This window comes from Hymenobacter sp. NBH84 (assembly GCF_014217645.1).
Taxonomy (GTDB): domain Bacteria; phylum Bacteroidota; class Bacteroidia; order Cytophagales; family Hymenobacteraceae; genus Hymenobacter; species Hymenobacter profundi.
Genome location: NZ_CP043644.1, coordinates 2883147 through 2898263 on the forward strand (window position 1 = coordinate 2883147; position 15117 = coordinate 2898263).

The window sequence follows — 15117 nt, forward strand, 5'->3', positions numbered from 1 at the left end:
ACGGTGAACTACCTAAAAAGCCCTACCCTACCCTTGCATAATCCTATAACAACATAGTTTCTATCCTTCCGTGGCATATAAGGCCGCGTTCAATGCTACTACGGCGGGGTTGAAATCTTCCCTAGCCACTAGAAATTGAATGTTCACCTTGCGCAGAGCAAAACCGGCGCTCTTAATGTTGATACCCGCTCCGGCCAGCGCGCCCGCCGCCCGCGCCAATAGCCCCGGCTCGTCGATGTTGGAGCCGATGATGCAGACCATAGCGGCTTTCTCTACGGTCACCTTCTCGAACTTGGCTTGCAGCTCTTCTACCAGTTGCGACTTGAAGTCTTTCTCCCAGATAACCAGCGAAATGCTATTGGCACTAGTGGCCTTAAAGGAGTAGCTGATGCCCAGCCGGGCAAAGGCTTCCATGATGTGCAGGTCGAAGCCTACCCCGCCTACCATCAGCGGGTCGTACACGTCCACGATCAGCACGCGGTCGGTGCCGGTTACTACCTCCACGCGCTTGGTGGGGCTCACGTAGTCTTCGGTGATGAGCGTGCCGGGGTGCTCGGGCTCGAAGGTGTTCTTGATGCGCAGATTAATTTTATTGATTTCCAGCGGCTTGGAAGCTTTCGGGTGAATGGCTTCCATGCCTACGTCGGCCAGCTGGTCGGCTACGTCGTAGTTGGTGAAGCCTACCGGGGCACAGTTGGCCAACCCTACCACGCCGGGGTCGGCGGTGCAGAGGTGGTATTCTTTGTGAATGATGGCCTCCTGCGGCCGCACAGCTACGGCTATCTTGCTGAACGTCACTTCGGAATAACCCCGGTCAAACTCGCGCATAATGCCCTCCGTGCCTTTGGTGTAGCCGGTAGCAATGCAGATGGTAGAGGCAAAATCGATGCTACCAAACGCCTTCTGAATGCGCTGGTCGATGGTGTAGGGCGTGGCATCGTGGAAGCCGCTCAAATCCACCAGGGTAGCGTTGATGCCGCGGTTTTGCAGGATATTCACGGAGTTGAAGGCCGAGTGCGACTCACCGATGGACGCCAGAATCTCGCGGGCGGCCTGCAAGATGTTTTCGCTGCTCACGTAGCCCGAGGCCAGAATACTGGCCAGATTATCGAGGTAGCCTTGGGCGTCCTGAATGCGCTGCGCGATGAAGGCATTGGCTACGGCGAGGTCCAGCCCTAGCGGCTCATACTGTTTGTTCAGCTCCTGGAGCTGTTCGCTCACCTGGCTCAGGGCCTCCCGGAACTGCTCGTGCTTGGCAAAACGGTGGTAGACGCCCGGCGCGCCGGTTTTCTTGTTCTCCAGCAGCCAGTTGGTGACACCAGCATAGGCCGACACCACAAAGATGCGATTATACAGTGCCGCACCCTCGCGGCCATACAGGATGATGTTATCAAGCACATCCCCAAAAGCACTCATAGAAGTGCCACCTATTTTTTCTACCGTAAGCATACTGGCAAAAATAGCCCGGAAATATTGAGTGTTACGTGTTGAATTAGCAGACTCTCTGTCTCTACCACAAAAAAAGCCGCCGGAAGTAAACTCCGGCGGCTTCACTCATGTAGCAATAATATACCTTACCGCGCCTGGCGCTGACGCTCCACAATGCTGCGGCCTAGCGTAATTTCGTCAGCATATTCTAACTCGCCCCCTACCGGGATGCCCCGGGCAATGGTGCTGATGTTGACGCCTTCCTGGTCGCGGAGCTTGCGCGAGAGGTAGAAGGCCGTGGTGTCGCCCTCCATGGTAGGGCTGATGGCCAGAATCACTTCCTGCACCTCCGAGCCGGGCGCCGTTACGCGCTCCAGCAGCGTATCGATGTGCAAGTCGCCGGGGCCGATGCCCTCGATGGGCGAAATCACGCCGCCCAGCACGTGGTAGGTGCCCTGGTACTGACCAGTATTCTCAATGGCAATCACGTCGCGGATGTCGGATACCACGCAAATGGTAGCGTGGTCGCGCAGCTTATTGGCGCAGATGCTGCACTGCTCCGTGTCAGAAATATTATGGCAGGTCTGGCAGTAGGTGATGTCGAAGCGCATTTTGGCCAGTGCCTCCGCCAGGTTGCTGGTGGTTTCAGTTTCGGCTTTGAGGAGGTGCAGGGCCAAACGCAGAGCGGTTTTTTTGCCAATACCCGGCAGCTTGGCCAACTCACCCACGGCATTTTCTATCAGCTTGGAGGGAAATTCCATTCAAAAGAGGGAAGGAGTAAAATAGACTGTCATCCTGAGGCCGGCAAGATACCATATCCCGCCGGCCCGTTTCTTAACAACGAACAGGGGGCGATAAGGTCCTTCGCCGGGCGCAGGATGACAGAATTTTTCGGGAGGAAAGCTGCTACAGAATGTCAGCCGAAATGCCCCGGTCGTGGATGGCGGTGCACATGCCCGTTAGCTCATCGTAGGCGCCGTGCTTTACCGTGCACTTGCCTTTGTGATGAATGAGCAGCGTGCACTGCTCTGCCTGCTCGGGCTCGTGCTGGCACACGTCGATCAGGGTTTTGATAACGTGCTCAAACGTATTCACATCATCGTTGTACACGACCAAGTCGCGCACGTCGATGGTTTCTTCCAGGAGCAGTACGTCCTCGTTGTAGTCGATTTGCGGGTTGCTATGCATGGTGCAAATTTACGAAAAAACCGGGTAAAAGGTCAACCTCAACCGCACCTTTCTGGCTAGATAACCCCCTGATAAGCTGCATACTTGCTTACCGGCGCCGGATCTGCCGCACAATTGTTTCGTCGGCAATCTGGTCGTCGGCCATGAGCAGCATGGCTTTGCTGAGGATAATTGACAGGATGGCGTCTCCCTCGAAAGGTAGGAATACGCCGGTGGCGGTGACTATTTTGGCCGAGCGGTCGGGCACAATGCACAGGTACTGGTCGTTGGGCGTCATCAGGATATTGCCGCTGCCTAAGTGAATTTTGTAGGTCCGCAGCTTGCCTTTCACTTCCAGAAAATTACCGTTGATCTGACTTACTTTTCCTAGCTGCATGCGGGGCACTAGTCGCTCTAAGACCGCCTTACGGGTTTTCGCTACTTCGCCTAGCTCCCCAAACGAGTAGTTTTGCCAGTAGTCCCGGTACTGCACCAAGCCGCCATTGTCGCGCCAAAGCGGGTCGTTTCCTACCGAGGCTACCCCTACAAACAGGTCTACATCGCGCATCACCTCCGAAAACACCAGCGGCGGCACTTCCGGCAGCGGTACGGGGCCATGGTCGTTCACGAAACGCACTTGGTCGGTGCTCACGTAATTCCAGATACCGGCTTCATTCCAGGCACCATCGGCATTGACTTCACTCACCCAAAACTGCGCTTCCAAGCTGTGCGCGGGTAGCTCCAGGGTAGTCGAGTCCGATTCGTAGCCCTTATCATAATTGCCCATGAGGCGGTAGTTCCAGCCGCGGCCACGCGCCAGAGCGCTGAACTGATGCTGACGCAGCACGTGCGCAGCCATGCGGTTGGAGTACGTGCGCGTGCGTTCCTCGGGCGGTGTAAGCAGATACACCTCGCGGTAGGCTTGCTTGAATGGCTGGCGCAACTGTATGCTGTCAAGCAGATTGCGCCAAGCCAGCACTTCGTCGGTGGTGCTTAACACTGGGTGCCAGAGCTGCACGGTGTCGGCCTCATTGGGTTCGGGTAGGGTCTCTTTCTGCGCGGTGCGCCAAGCATTGTCCAGCCACAGGGCGTCGTGGTGGGTACCATCGGGGCGGTGAAAGCGCCAGATAAGCGGCCGCGTCAGTTCACTCATCAACCCGTGCTGTAGGTAGTAGCGCTGAAATCGGGGCCACGTGATGCGCCGATCTATGATATAGCTCCGGTCGAGCCGGTCGCGTTGCGCAGTATAGGTGTGCTGGGCCTGCGCTTGGGCGAGCTTGAGCGCGCGCAATTCCTCGGCGTGGGTGCGCTTGAGCGCCGCCGGCACCGCTTTCATGCTTTTGTCTGCTTTGCTCCACTGCACCTCCACTTTGCCGGCGCGTAGTTGCAGCACGGCGCGGTAGTCGCCAAACTCATGCAGTGCACGACCGTTGGCTAAGCCACAGTCCGGTACGGCCATATCTTCCAGCTCGGCGGGCGTCATGCCCAGCGCCAGAGACGCGGTTTCGAGGTAGTGTCCAATAAGGTTTTTCGTGTTGCTTTGCTTCACGATGCTGTGCAGGCGCGAGAGGTGCATCACACCTGCTAGGCCACGCTGGGCCAGTGCCCACAGGCAGGCATTGCCGAGGCCTGGCGCCAGGGGCCCTTTGCCTGGGATTTTGCGGTAGCACTTCGCCGCCAACTCGGCTATAGAGTGTGGCAACGCAGCACTGGGCAGCAACCCGCTCGTCCACAGCAAACCTTTTACAACCTCCTGGTTTGGAGTGCTTAGAAAGTGCCACTCGGTGTGGGTGTAGGTATAGCTACCGTAGTGCTGCGTGCGGTTCAGCTCCTGCACCGGTAGTTTCGTCAGGCCATTCAGCCAGACTTCATACTGAGCCGCCACGTTTTCTGCCCCCACTGCGGCTACAGCCGCTGCCGCTGCTTTCTGAAACTTGCCCGTGGGTTGCGCTCCACTCACATTCTGGCACAATTGCAATAGCCGCAACCAGGATCCAGCCGCATCGCTACCGTGCAGCCCCTGCACAAACTCATTCAAGGTTACGCCAAACAGGTCATCGGCAGGAAAAATAACTACGGGCAGCTCTGCTACCCCGCTGGCCCTCAGGATATCCTGAATTTTAGCGCGCAAATTTCCCAGCCTGTTATCGGAGCTAGAGACGCCATGCAGCCGGAGTTGCTTAAGGTAGGCAAGCAGCGCTTCCGATATTCCTTCTTTGGCTGCCAGTTTTTCCACTTGGCTTAGCGTGAGCAGCACCGGAAACTTGTTCAACGCCGTTTCCACTTCCTGCTCCTTTGCCTGCTCGCTTATTCCGTACAGCTTCAGCAGTTGCAGGAATCCTTCACTACTGATGCTTAGCGTCAGGCGCAGCAATTGCTTCAGTAATGCGTTTAGCTGATAAAGTGTCTCATTATTATTAGACAGACTACGCAACGCCTCTACCGTGGCTAGCACCAACCGGCCTTTGTAAGCGGCATCCTGCTGCTTGAGCAGCTGATATGCAAACAGTTCTGGCAGCCTCAAATCCCAGTAATAGGATAAATTCAGCTCCTGTACTTCCGTTAGGTATTGCAGAAGGAAAGACTGCATTTCAACGGCTTCGGGACGGGGGCTGCTCAACAGCTTCGTAAAGGATTTTTTTTCTTTGGTAACCATAGTGAATAGAGATGAAAGCACGGCAGGCGTTTCGGCCTTAGCAAAGCCGAGGCGCCGCAGTAGAGTGGTCCAGAGGGGAATCATCTATCATCCGCCTACCAGCGGCGTCAGCTTAATGAAGCTAGCCGTAGCACCCACGCCCAACCACACCTCCTCGTCGAGCGACTCTACCTGCCGATCATTCACGAGCACGAAGTAGCCGTTTTGCTGAAAACCTTCCAGCGCCTTGTACAACTGTTCTTCGGCATCAATGGGTTTGGGCTGCCGCAGCCGAAACCCGTTGAGCACCCGCTCTGACATGGTGGGTTGCACCAAGCCGCTAAACACCCCTACCTGCCGGGCGTTGTAGGTGGCTACCTCCTGTTGCACGCGCCGCGAAATCAACTCGCGTACGGTGATCATCTCCTGCCCTATTTCCAACTCCAGCCGGTTGAGGATGCTGCCCATGGCAGTTTCATCCTGAATAGTGAGTAGCGCCATGGCTTACTTTGCTAAAAATTTGAACAACTAATATTTTTAGCAATATAGAAAAAAGACTACGAATCCCAAGGTGCTGTTGCCCTATCTATCGTACAAGACTTTCAATTCTGCCTTTTTAGTCCGTATTTCCCTCATGCCCGTTCCGTCTGCCGAGTTTAAAAAGGCCCTAAAACGCCTTACCGATAAGGAAAAAGAAGCCCTGCTGCTACGTGCGGCCCGCCGCGACGCCGAGCTGTACGATACCCTCAGCTTTGAGCTGCTACCCGACGTGACGGTGGAAACGGTATATGAGCAGGCCTCCGACCGGATTCATGAACTGTTTGCGGTAGGCGCTACTGGGCGGCTGCTCAACCGCAGTCTTACCAAAGCTCTTAGCAAAGCCACCAAGGAAGTGACCCGCGCCCGCCGCATCACCAAAGACAAGCGCCTGGAGGTAGACCTGAACCTGTATATGCTGCGGCATATTTTCGACAATTACACGGGGCAGTTTGAGAGTCCGTTTGCGGGATTTTATACCGCCACGGCCCGCCTGGCCGCCCGCACCACCACGCTGGTGCAGGCCAACCTGCACGAAGATTTGTGGCTGGAATACAAAGCCGACCTCGACTCGTTTTTGCAGCAGTTGCGCGCCCGCAGCAAAAGCCACAGTCTGCGGTTTGAGCTACCGCACGAGCTAGCCCTGCCAGATTAGCGCTAGGGCTGGCACAGGCTTTGAGCCGCCCGATACATCCCTACCCCACCCGCTACCGTACTAGCTATTGCCGGGTTTCGTTAGTAGGCAACCCAGCTTCCGTTTACCTTTTGCGCAACCCTTTTCATGCCCGTTACCCGTTCTACGCTGTTTACCTGTCTGTTATTTGGCGGTTTGGCTACCGCCTGCTCTCCCGATCAGCAAAAGAAACCGGCAGCTACCTCGGCTTCTCAGACACCGCCTATTCCCGACTCGCTCACCATCCGACAGGCTGCCCAAACGTACCGGGTACAATACGCTGCGCCCGTACCGTTGGACAGTGGCCGGTATGTGTACCAACCCATTATGGCGGTGAAAACGGGTAGGCAGGAACGGCCATTGATTGATATTAAGGGCGACGCACTCGCTTCCTACGCCAGCACCAACTACGATTCGGCCCGCGGCCCGATCTTTAACCTGTTGTTTCACCACCTGCCTACTGGCCGCACCCACCTACTATTAGACAATGGTGGCTACCGCATCGAGAAGGTGATTACAGCTACCTACCCGTACATCTTTTACCAGATGATTACGGCCGACCGTAACGGGGACGGCGAGCTGACCAGTGCCGATGGGCGCATTCTGTTTATCTCCAACCGCGCTGGCGAGCAGCTGCATCAGCTTACACCCGACAGCACCCGCCTCGAAAGCTGGCAGCTGATTCCGAACACGAAAATGTTGCTAGCGGAGCTACGCTACGATTCTGACCGCGACGGCCAGTTCGACGATACTGACAAAACGTACTGGCTCCGCTACCCCCTCAACGCCCAGCAGCCCCCTACCGACCCGGTCTTCGTGCCCGACTCGCTGGTTCAGGTAGTGAGGCAGCAGATGCTGTACCGCCAGAGCCGCTTACGCGGTAAATAGCCATCTGCATAACGCGCACAAAAAATCCCCGCTACCATCTGGTAGCGGGGATTTTTTATAGGCTGATTAGGTACCTACTACTTGGCAATCACGTTGAAGCTCAGCGTAAAGTCGTCGTAGATGGCTTTGTCGCCGATGCCTTCGAAGAAGGACTTCGAGCCGTATTTGATATCGTACTTGGTGCGGTCAACAGTGGCCGTGCCGCTGGCAGCAGCTACGCCGTTCTTCACGCCTACCTTGGCTGGGAAAGTGATGCTGTTGGTTTTGCCTTTAATAGTTAGGTCGCCGGTGATGTTGGCGTTGTTGGCAGTAGCAGCGGCACCTTTGATATAGGCTACTTTCGTGATTTTGAAAGTAGCGGTAGGAAACTTAGCGGTGCTGAAGAAGTCGTCCGAGTTGAGGTGACCCATGAACTTGGTGTTGCTGTCGGCATCTTTGATGTCGGTTGTCTTCACCGTGGTCATGTCCACCGTCACGGTACCGCCCACCAGCTGATTGCCGTTTACCATCAACTCACCGCCCGTAAACTGGGCCGTGCCGTTGTGGCCGTGCGTTACGGCTTTGCCTTCCCAACCCAGAGTGCTGAGTTGCGGCTGTACTTTGTAGGTCTTGGCGGCGGCTTTCTCCACACGGGTAGCGTTGGCGCTGGTACCAGGAGCAGCAACAAAAGCAGAAGTGCCGAGGAAAGTGGCGGCTACGAGAGCCGACAAAACGATTTTTTTCATGATTGAAAAAAGAGTAAATGTGACTGAAAGCCGTCAGTCCCGGAGTTTATCGAGTAAGTTGCTGAGCTGTTCGGCTTCCGCCACGCTCAAGTTTTTCAAAACAGTATTCTGTTCTTCCAACACGGGCTGCATGCTTTCCAGCAGCGCCAGGCCGGCGTCGGTGATGCAGATGTCCACGGCGCGGCGGTTGCTGGGGCATACCGTGCGCGTCACGAGTTGCTTGGCCTCCAGCTTGTCTACAATGCGCGAGGCGTTGCTGGTTTTGTCCAGCATGCGCTCAATCAGCAGGTTAACGGTAGCGGGCTTTGGGTGCTGCCCCCGCAAAATGCGCAGTACATTGTATTGAGGCCCGGTTACGCCGTATTCGCGAAAGGCTGAAGCCTGCCGCAATTCCAACCAGCCAGCCGTATACAACAGGTTGATCATCACCTTCTGATAAGGGTCCTTAAAAACCGGTTGCTTGATGGCATCCTCTATTTTCATTGCTGACATAATTGATGCGGCTGATTGATGACACAAATGTATGTACATACATTTAATGTTGCAACATATTTGACGGAAAAATTTACAGCTGCTTGTCTACCATCCGTTGTGCCGATGCGTAGAGGAACAATTTTCTCTCTCACCAGCAACTCATGCGTACTTTCCTCTTCCTCTTGCTAACGGGTAGCTTACTAACGGCGGTATCACCTGCCAGCGCCCAGGAAAAAACGGCTGTTCGCGTCCGGCCCATAGGTGCGGTAGATTACGGTACCGGGGCGCAGTTTCTGTTTCGCAATGGAGAGGTAGTGCTCCATCAAGATAACAATTACCAGCCGCTCACAAAAAATATCCGGTTGGCCAATGGCACGAAGATCAACTATAAAAGTGGCATCGTGGAGCTACCCAGCGGCAAACTAACGACTCTGCACGAGGGCGACTATGTGAATAGCGCGGGCAGTATTGTGTTTGCCACACCTAGCAGCGCCGCCGCGGCCCGCCACGATACTATTGGCGCCAACGCAGCCCGCTTCGAGCAGTACGTAGAGCGCGGCAAAATAGTCCCTCTATCCGATTTGCAGGCCCAGCTAAACCGGCAAAGCCAGCAGTTGAAGCTGATGGAGCAAAAAGTACGGCTGCTCAACCAAAAAATCGACCTGCTCTCCCGGCAGTCTACCCCACCCGACACCCGCCAACTCGACCAACAGCTCCGCGAACTGGACCAGCAGCTTCAACAGTTGGCGAAGTAGGGAGTGGTGAAGAGAAAGCGTCTGTCATCCTTTATCTGGCGTCCGCTTGCGAAGGACCTTTTCACGCTAGAACGACTATCGTATCAACGACTCGTTCTCTTGTGAGAAGGTCCTTCGCTCCGCTCAGGATGACAGACGCTTTCTCTTCACTACCTCATAACTCCACTATCTCCAACTCTCCATCCTGCTCATGCACCAGCCCAAACGGCTCGTCGCGCAGAATCAAAAATCCATCTAGATCGCATACATCGGCCAGGGCACTCACTTGCAGAGCCGACCAGATGCCCAGTGAGGTTTCGACCATGCAGCCCAACATGGTTTGCAGGCCGTGGGCGCGGGTTTGCGCAAACAGGCGCAGGCCGTTATGGTAGCCGCCAGCTTTCATCAGCTTCATATTCACGCCGTGAAACTGACGGGCAATGGCCGCGAAATCGGCTGTGTCGGTTACCGATTCATCGGCGAACAGGGGGTAGGGCGTACGGGGGCGCAGGTATTCGTAGTCGGTGGTGCAGGCGGCGGGTAGGGGCTGCTCCAGCAGGCGCACGCGCAGGCCAGGTAGCTGCCCAATTTTTTCCAGAAAATGCAGCAACGCATCGGCATCCGTCCAGGATTCGTTGCCGTCGATCAGTAGCGGGTGCCCCGGCGCGGCGCGCACTACCTCACGCAACAGCTCGTAGCCGCTCTCCTGGTTCACTTTGATTTTCAGCAGCGGAAAGCGCCGCATGTCCTGCTCTTGCATAAAGCCAGCCACAGCGCCGGGATCCATAATGGGTAGGGAAAACGCGGTAGGCGTACGTGCGGCCGGCGCGGATACCCCCAGCAGTGCGGGCACGGTCAGCCCGCGTTGCGCTGCCTCTCGATGCAAGTAGGCCGACTCTAGCGCAAAGCGCAACGCGTGCGCAGGTGGGTAGGCAGCCAGCAAAGCTTCCAACTCTGCCAGGCTGCCCACGCGGCTCAAACCCGCAGCCAGCAGCTGCTCAAACTCCTGCATCAGCCGTTCCGGCGATTCTCCGTAGCGCACATTGGGCGCCGCCTCGCCCCTACCCTGGTACTCCCCCTTCGCATCGGTCAGCTGGACCAGCAGGTTGGTTTTGCTGTCAGAGGCATTGCGGGCAATTTTCCAGGTATAGCGCAGGGGCAGCAGCAGCGGCGTGAGGGTCCAGATCAGCATAGAGATGAGAGAAGAAAGAAAAACGCCAGCACGGTATCTGGGGCTGCACAAAGGACAGTAACCTTTTCAGAATGCCACATTCTATGCTTTTTAATGGCATTTACCCGTTATTTTTATTTCTTTTTCCGTGCAATGTCATAATTTTAAACCTCTGAATTGAGTGTCCGTATATGGCTACATGTGCAGTTGGAATATTACAATTATAAGATAATATAGTTGGATTCCGGGCTGTCTTCCGCTTTGCTTTTTCCTACTTAGAAGTAACACGCCTCCTGCCCTTTTTTATCTTTCCCACCCACGTTATGAGAACTAATTTTTACGCATTTTCCAATTGGATACAGTTGGCAAGACGCACTGCTTTTTTTGCGCTGTTCTGTGCAGGAATAGTGTTGCCTACCCTCGTACTGGGCCAGAATGCACCAGCCAACGCCTGCGAGGCCGGTTTGCTGGCTACGTATTACCGTGGCTATTTCTACGACGACATATCGTTTTTCACCCGTGCAAAACCAGGGATTGTCAACCGCCACATAAGTGAGTTGAATTTCTCCTTCAATCAGACCGATATCTTTAATGTGGGTGATGTGGCTGTTTATAACTCTCCCGGTAATCCCGACGAGTTTAGCGCCACCTATACTGGCAAATTTTACGCTCTTACGGGCGGTACCTATACCTTCTACCTTGGCTCCGACGATGCTGCTTCCGTGTGGTTTGATCAGGATACGCAACCCACGGTCATCAACGCCGGCGACGCACACGGCTACCGCGAAGCAACGGCTACCAAGAAACTCAGCGCAGGCTTTCATACCCTGCGGGTGTATTACGGTGAGCACGGGGGTAGCCAAGGACTAGTACTGCGCTACGATGGTCCTGGCTTGGTACAGCAAATAGTGCCTAATGGCGTGTTGTACACCAATAAAAATGGTAATCCTTCTCCTGTACTCACTGAATTCGAGCTAAACAGCGTAGGCCAGCAGGTGCAGCTCAACTGGACTACCGCCACGGAGCACCACAGCGAATCGTTTGTGGTAGAGCGCTCTACTGATGGCGTTGCATTTGAGGAGATTGGCAGCCTAGCTGGTGCCGGTACTTCCACGCAGGCCCACACCTATGACCTAATTGATCAGCATGCTCCGCTGGGCACTACGTATTACCGGCTGCGCCAGCTTTGCGGCACGCAGGCCGTGTACTCTCCTATCAAAGCGGTGGAAGTGAAAGAAGTGCCGCTGCAGGTGAGCATGTATCCTGTGCCTAACAACGGCACGTTCTATTTGCGGGTGCAACCGGCTCTGCCGCAAACCGCTACGCTGGAATTGTGGGATGCCAGCGGCCTACGGGCCTATAGTGCACCCGTACTCATCAGCGGTCAGCCCGACATCCAGGTTTCGCCCAATGTGCCCATTGGCCTGTATACACTACGCCTCCAGATGGCCAACAAAACCATTGTACGGCGGATTGTGATTGGGTACTAGCTGAACGCTGGGGTGCCACGCGCAAAGGAGTATATTTGCTGACTTTCCGTCGTCAAGTATACTCCTTTTTTGCTGCTGATGAAGTTTTCTCCGCTGGTTCTGCTCACACTCGTTCTATTTCTACTGGCCGGGCTGCTCACGGCCGGGCAAGCCTACGGCTGGCTCACGCTGGCTCCGGTTGTGCCCCTGCTAGTGCGCTGGTTGGCTCTGGTAGCGCTAGGCGTACTGGCGGCCCGTCGTCGCTCGCTCACGTTCTGGATTGTGGTCAGCATGTTTGTGGGGGCCGAGTTTGGGCACGACTTCCCGGCCGCTGCCGTCAACATGAAAGTGCTCAGCGACGCCTTCCTGCGATTGGTCAAAACCATTATTGCCCCGCTGGTTTTTGCCACATTGGTCGTAGGCATTGCCGGCCACGCCGACCTCAAGCAGGTAGGGCGCATGGGGGTGAAGGCGCTGGTGTACTTTGAAGTCGTCACCACCTTCGCGCTGTTTATCGGGTTGGCCGCCATCAACCTCACGCGAGCTGGTGCAGGCATCAACCGCGGTGCCATTGCCGCCGATACCGAGCAGCTAGCTGCCGTCAACCAGACCACCAGCGACATCATCCTGCATATTTTCCCCGAAAACATTGCCAAGTCGGTGGCTGAAGGGCAGGTATTGCAGGTCGTAATTTTTGCCATCATTTTTGCCATTGGCTTGGCCATGGTGCACCCCAAGCACCGCCAGCCCATGCTTAGCTGGACGGAAAGCTTGTCGGAGGTGATGTTCAAGTTCACCAACGTGGTCATGTTTTTTGCGCCCTTTGGGGTAGGCGGCGCCTTGGCCTATACGGTGGGCAAAATGGGCTTTGGGCCGCTAGTGAATGCCTTTCAACTGCTGCTCACGCTCTACGGAGCCCTGATAGCCTTCCTGTTATTGGTGCTGCTGCCCGTGGCACTTATTGCGCGCCTACCCGTGAAGCGCATTGTGGCCGCCATTGCCGAGCCGGTGAGTATTGCCTTTGCCACTACCTCCTCCGAGGCCGCCCTACCCCGTGCCATGGAGGCCATGGAGAGCGTAGGCGTACCGCGCCGCATTGTGGCCTTTGTGATGCCTACGGGCTACTCGTTCAACCTCGACGGCACCACGCTCTACCTGTCGCTAGCCGCCATTTTTGTAGCCCAGGCCGCGGGAATTGAGTTGTCGTTTGGACAGCAACTGGTGATGGTATTCACCTTGATGCTCACCAGCAAAGGCGTAGCCGGCGTGCCCCGCGCCTCACTCGTTATTTTGTTGGCTACGGTTTCCTCGTTCAACCTACCCTCCTGGCCGGTGTTTATCATCCTGGGCATTGATGCCTTGATGGATATGGCCCGCACTGCTGTCAATGTGATGGGCAATTGCTTGGCCTCGGCCGTGGTGGCCCGCTGGGAAGGCGAGTTCATCGACAATTACGTGGCCCCAGAACCCGTAACGGAACTGGCCGAAGCCGATAGCACACTTGCTCACTCCGGCCACTAAAAGTATTCTGCACTAGAGCCCAACGCTCCTTCGGCCAACTGGACTCCTCCACCGGCCGAAGGGGCGTTTTGCTTTGTTGTTGATAGGTAAATGAATATGCATTACTCTTGAATTTCGGCACTATGAAGTGAAAAATGCTAATCCTACCTTACACCCAAAAAGTTACATTTTATTTTGCACTTATTTAATATTAACTTTTAAGTATTAAACAATATAACGGTTGCGTAACGTCCTGGCATATAAGGTGTGTAGAGAGTTTCTATCTTCGATCTTTCGCCCGCCTGACTATGCATTCAACCCTGGTTTCCCGCTCTTTGCATTTGATCCTGCCGCTCACGCTGCTGCTCATCGGTTGCCGCTCAGCCAGCCAGATTATGGCTAAAAGTGAGGTTGATATTATCGAAAACCGGCTGCCCGCCCTGGAGCTGGCCGTGGACCCAGGCCCGCTGATGGCGACCGAAGGCGCCTACCCCGACGACCCCGAGAAGTTGTTCGATACGGAGATGAAGCGCAATGTGCTGGAGCCGACTGACAGCACGGTATTCGGCTACGCAAAATTGCAAGTAACCAAGGCCGATGTCACGCGCAAAGGCAAGGGTTTTCAGGCATTTCAGATGCTGACGCTGCTGACGCCCAGCCTGCTGGGCCTGCCGCTAGAAAACTACTGCACCGATATTCAGGCCGAAGTACAGATTATGGATGCCCAGGGCCACGTGCTGGGCACCTACACCGGCTCGGGAAAATCGAACGTGCGGGTGGCTATGTACCACGGCTACTCCCAGAGCAAGGCGCCGCGTCTGGCCGATGTGGAAGCCCTGCGGCAGGCGCTCAGCCAGATTCGCCCGCAACTAGCCGAAGATGCCGACACGCTACGCCAGCAATTGCTGCACACAGGTCCGGTAGAAACCATCGTTGGTGCGGCGTACTAAAGCCGACTGCTATACAATCAGGAAGAAAAGTATTTCAAGTGCCACCACGACAATCGTCGTGGTGGCACTTGGCTTTGTTGGCGACCCTGTTTCGCAGTGAAGCGCAAAGCCGTCAGGTAGCAAAACAATAATCCCTACCCCCGTAACGTACATAGGCTTCCGGCACTGGCTGCTTATCTTTGTCCTGTTATGCTACGCACTTCCTTCTCCTGGCTGCTTCTTCCCCTCCTTGCTTTCGTTGTGGCCGCGTGCTGCGGTAGCGTCGCCTGCGACGACCGAGAAAGAAACGCGGATACGTTGTTTTTCAAGTTTGCGCCTTCGGTAACGCCACAGGAAATTTCCACTGTGTACATCGTCCGCACCTTTACGCCCAACCCTAACACTGTCCCTGCACCTACTTCGCTAACACCAGTACGCGATACGGCTCGCTTAATTAGCAACCCTATTAGCCCATCCACCAATGACACGCTCTCTATTGGTAATAATACTCCCTTTGTAGCCACGGCTAACCGTAAGCTCAACGCTTACACTTATGAGATTTATACCCTAAATCCAGCTGATACCACTGGTAAGACAAAGGCTTTGAGCTTTACCGTTGATAACATTCTGTTAGAGGGTGGATTTAACGATGAGGATGGCTGCTGCACATATTATAAAAACACGAAGAAGATTATAGATCTTGATAACGGAGACGTGCCTATAGTCGGCCTTAATTTAACTTCTAAAGGCACGGAACGACGATACGCCACCTTGCAACCATAGGCAG

Annotated in this window: 15 protein-coding genes; 7 read left to right on the top strand and 8 right to left on the bottom strand. The window is 55.2% G+C overall.

Annotation, left to right across the window (positions count from 1 at the left end; all coding sequences use genetic code 11):
- Positions 1 to 60: 60 nt before the first annotated feature.
- The 5 genes from F1C16_RS12050 to F1C16_RS12070 form a co-directional block, all read right to left on the bottom strand.
- Positions 61 to 1449, bottom strand: coding sequence for an aspartate kinase (locus tag F1C16_RS12050; protein WP_185280898.1), 1389 nt, complete (start codon positions 1447 to 1449; stop codon positions 61 to 63).
- Positions 1450 to 1574: 125 nt separating this feature from the next.
- Positions 1575 to 2189 carry a recombination mediator RecR gene (gene recR / locus F1C16_RS12055; protein WP_185280899.1) on the bottom strand — a complete coding sequence of 205 codons (615 nt, stop codon included), beginning with the start codon at positions 2187 to 2189 and terminating at the stop codon, positions 1575 to 1577.
- A gap of 145 nt (positions 2190 to 2334) precedes the next feature.
- Entirely contained in the window at positions 2335 to 2616 is a 282-nt protein-coding gene (locus F1C16_RS12060; RefSeq protein WP_185280900.1) for an ATP-dependent Clp protease adaptor ClpS, read from the bottom strand.
- An 88-nt stretch (positions 2617 to 2704) separates the two neighbouring features.
- On the bottom strand, positions 2705 to 5251 hold the full coding sequence (locus F1C16_RS12065; protein WP_185280901.1) for a DUF4132 domain-containing protein: 2547 nt from the start codon (positions 5249 to 5251) through the stop codon (positions 2705 to 2707).
- Positions 5252 to 5338: 87 nt separating this feature from the next.
- Positions 5339 to 5731, bottom strand: coding sequence for a hypothetical protein (locus tag F1C16_RS12070; RefSeq protein WP_185280902.1), 393 nt, complete (start codon positions 5729 to 5731; stop codon positions 5339 to 5341).
- Between the two features lie 133 nt (positions 5732 to 5864).
- Between F1C16_RS12070 and F1C16_RS12075 the strand changes: the two genes are divergently transcribed.
- Both F1C16_RS12075 and F1C16_RS12080 read left to right on the top strand, forming a co-directional pair.
- Entirely contained in the window at positions 5865 to 6422 is a 558-nt protein-coding gene (locus tag F1C16_RS12075; RefSeq protein ID WP_185280903.1) for a hypothetical protein, read from the top strand.
- Between the two features lie 126 nt (positions 6423 to 6548).
- Complete coding sequence (locus F1C16_RS12080) at positions 6549 to 7328, top strand: hypothetical protein (protein WP_185280904.1); 780 nt, start codon at positions 6549 to 6551, stop codon at positions 7326 to 7328.
- Between the two features lie 77 nt (positions 7329 to 7405).
- Here F1C16_RS12080 and F1C16_RS12085 read toward each other — a convergent pair whose 3' ends face one another.
- Positions 7406 to 8053 (bottom strand): YceI family protein, encoded by a 648-nt coding sequence (locus F1C16_RS12085; protein WP_185280905.1) that lies wholly within the window; start codon positions 8051 to 8053, stop codon positions 7406 to 7408.
- Between the two features lie 33 nt (positions 8054 to 8086).
- Positions 8087 to 8536: a MarR family winged helix-turn-helix transcriptional regulator gene (locus F1C16_RS12090; protein WP_185280906.1), complete on the bottom strand. Its 450-nt coding sequence runs from the start codon at positions 8534 to 8536 to the stop codon at positions 8087 to 8089.
- Positions 8537 to 8688: 152 nt separating this feature from the next.
- On the opposite strand from F1C16_RS12090, the gene F1C16_RS12095 reads away from it, so the two are divergent.
- Entirely contained in the window at positions 8689 to 9282 is a 594-nt protein-coding gene (locus F1C16_RS12095) for a DUF6799 domain-containing protein (RefSeq protein WP_185280907.1), read from the top strand.
- Positions 9283 to 9436: 154 nt separating this feature from the next.
- Here the strand turns inward: F1C16_RS12095 and F1C16_RS12100 are convergent, their stop codons facing one another.
- Positions 9437 to 10453: an enolase C-terminal domain-like protein gene (locus F1C16_RS12100; RefSeq protein ID WP_185280908.1), complete on the bottom strand. Its 1017-nt coding sequence runs from the start codon at positions 10451 to 10453 to the stop codon at positions 9437 to 9439.
- Between the two features lie 386 nt (positions 10454 to 10839).
- Between F1C16_RS12100 and F1C16_RS12105 the strand changes: the two genes are divergently transcribed.
- From F1C16_RS12105 to F1C16_RS12120, 4 genes are all read left to right on the top strand, one after another.
- Positions 10840 to 11922, top strand: coding sequence for a PA14 domain-containing protein (locus F1C16_RS12105; protein ID WP_185280909.1), 1083 nt, complete (start codon positions 10840 to 10842; stop codon positions 11920 to 11922).
- A gap of 78 nt (positions 11923 to 12000) precedes the next feature.
- Positions 12001 to 13422 carry a dicarboxylate/amino acid:cation symporter gene (locus tag F1C16_RS12110; protein WP_185280910.1) on the top strand — a complete coding sequence of 474 codons (1422 nt, stop codon included), beginning with the start codon at positions 12001 to 12003 and terminating at the stop codon, positions 13420 to 13422.
- A 314-nt stretch (positions 13423 to 13736) separates the two neighbouring features.
- A complete protein-coding gene (locus F1C16_RS12115) occupies positions 13737 to 14351 on the top strand; it encodes a hypothetical protein (RefSeq protein WP_185280911.1) in 615 nt (204 codons plus the stop codon).
- 189 nt (positions 14352 to 14540) lie between these two features.
- Positions 14541 to 15113: a hypothetical protein gene (locus F1C16_RS12120; protein ID WP_185280912.1), complete on the top strand. Its 573-nt coding sequence runs from the start codon at positions 14541 to 14543 to the stop codon at positions 15111 to 15113.
- The last annotated feature ends 4 nt before the right edge of the window (positions 15114 to 15117 follow it).

Excerpts from the sequence above, each read along its gene's own strand:
- F1C16_RS12065 (WP_185280901.1), bottom strand. The coding sequence starts at position 5,251 with ATGGTTACCAAAGAAAAAAAATCCTTTACGAAGCTGTTGAGCAGCCCC.
- F1C16_RS12085 (WP_185280905.1), bottom strand. The coding sequence starts at position 8,053 with ATGAAAAAAATCGTTTTGTCGGCTCTCGTAGCCGCCACTTTCCTCGGC.
- F1C16_RS12060 (WP_185280900.1), bottom strand. The coding sequence starts at position 2,616 with ATGCATAGCAACCCGCAAATCGACTACAACGAGGACGTACTGCTCCTG.
- F1C16_RS12120 (WP_185280912.1), top strand. The coding sequence starts at position 14,541 with ATGCTACGCACTTCCTTCTCCTGGCTGCTTCTTCCCCTCCTTGCTTTC.
- recR (WP_185280899.1), bottom strand. The coding sequence starts at position 2,189 with ATGGAATTTCCCTCCAAGCTGATAGAAAATGCCGTGGGTGAGTTGGCC.
- F1C16_RS12095 (WP_185280907.1), top strand. The coding sequence starts at position 8,689 with ATGCGTACTTTCCTCTTCCTCTTGCTAACGGGTAGCTTACTAACGGCG.
- F1C16_RS12110 (WP_185280910.1), top strand. The coding sequence starts at position 12,001 with ATGAAGTTTTCTCCGCTGGTTCTGCTCACACTCGTTCTATTTCTACTG.
- F1C16_RS12050 (WP_185280898.1), bottom strand. The coding sequence starts at position 1,449 with ATGCTTACGGTAGAAAAAATAGGTGGCACTTCTATGAGTGCTTTTGGG.
- F1C16_RS12075 (WP_185280903.1), top strand. The coding sequence starts at position 5,865 with ATGCCCGTTCCGTCTGCCGAGTTTAAAAAGGCCCTAAAACGCCTTACC.
- F1C16_RS12100 (WP_185280908.1), bottom strand. The coding sequence starts at position 10,453 with ATGCTGATCTGGACCCTCACGCCGCTGCTGCTGCCCCTGCGCTATACC.
- F1C16_RS12080 (WP_185280904.1), top strand. The coding sequence starts at position 6,549 with ATGCCCGTTACCCGTTCTACGCTGTTTACCTGTCTGTTATTTGGCGGT.
- F1C16_RS12070 (WP_185280902.1), bottom strand. The coding sequence starts at position 5,731 with ATGGCGCTACTCACTATTCAGGATGAAACTGCCATGGGCAGCATCCTC.
- F1C16_RS12090 (WP_185280906.1), bottom strand. The coding sequence starts at position 8,536 with ATGAAAATAGAGGATGCCATCAAGCAACCGGTTTTTAAGGACCCTTAT.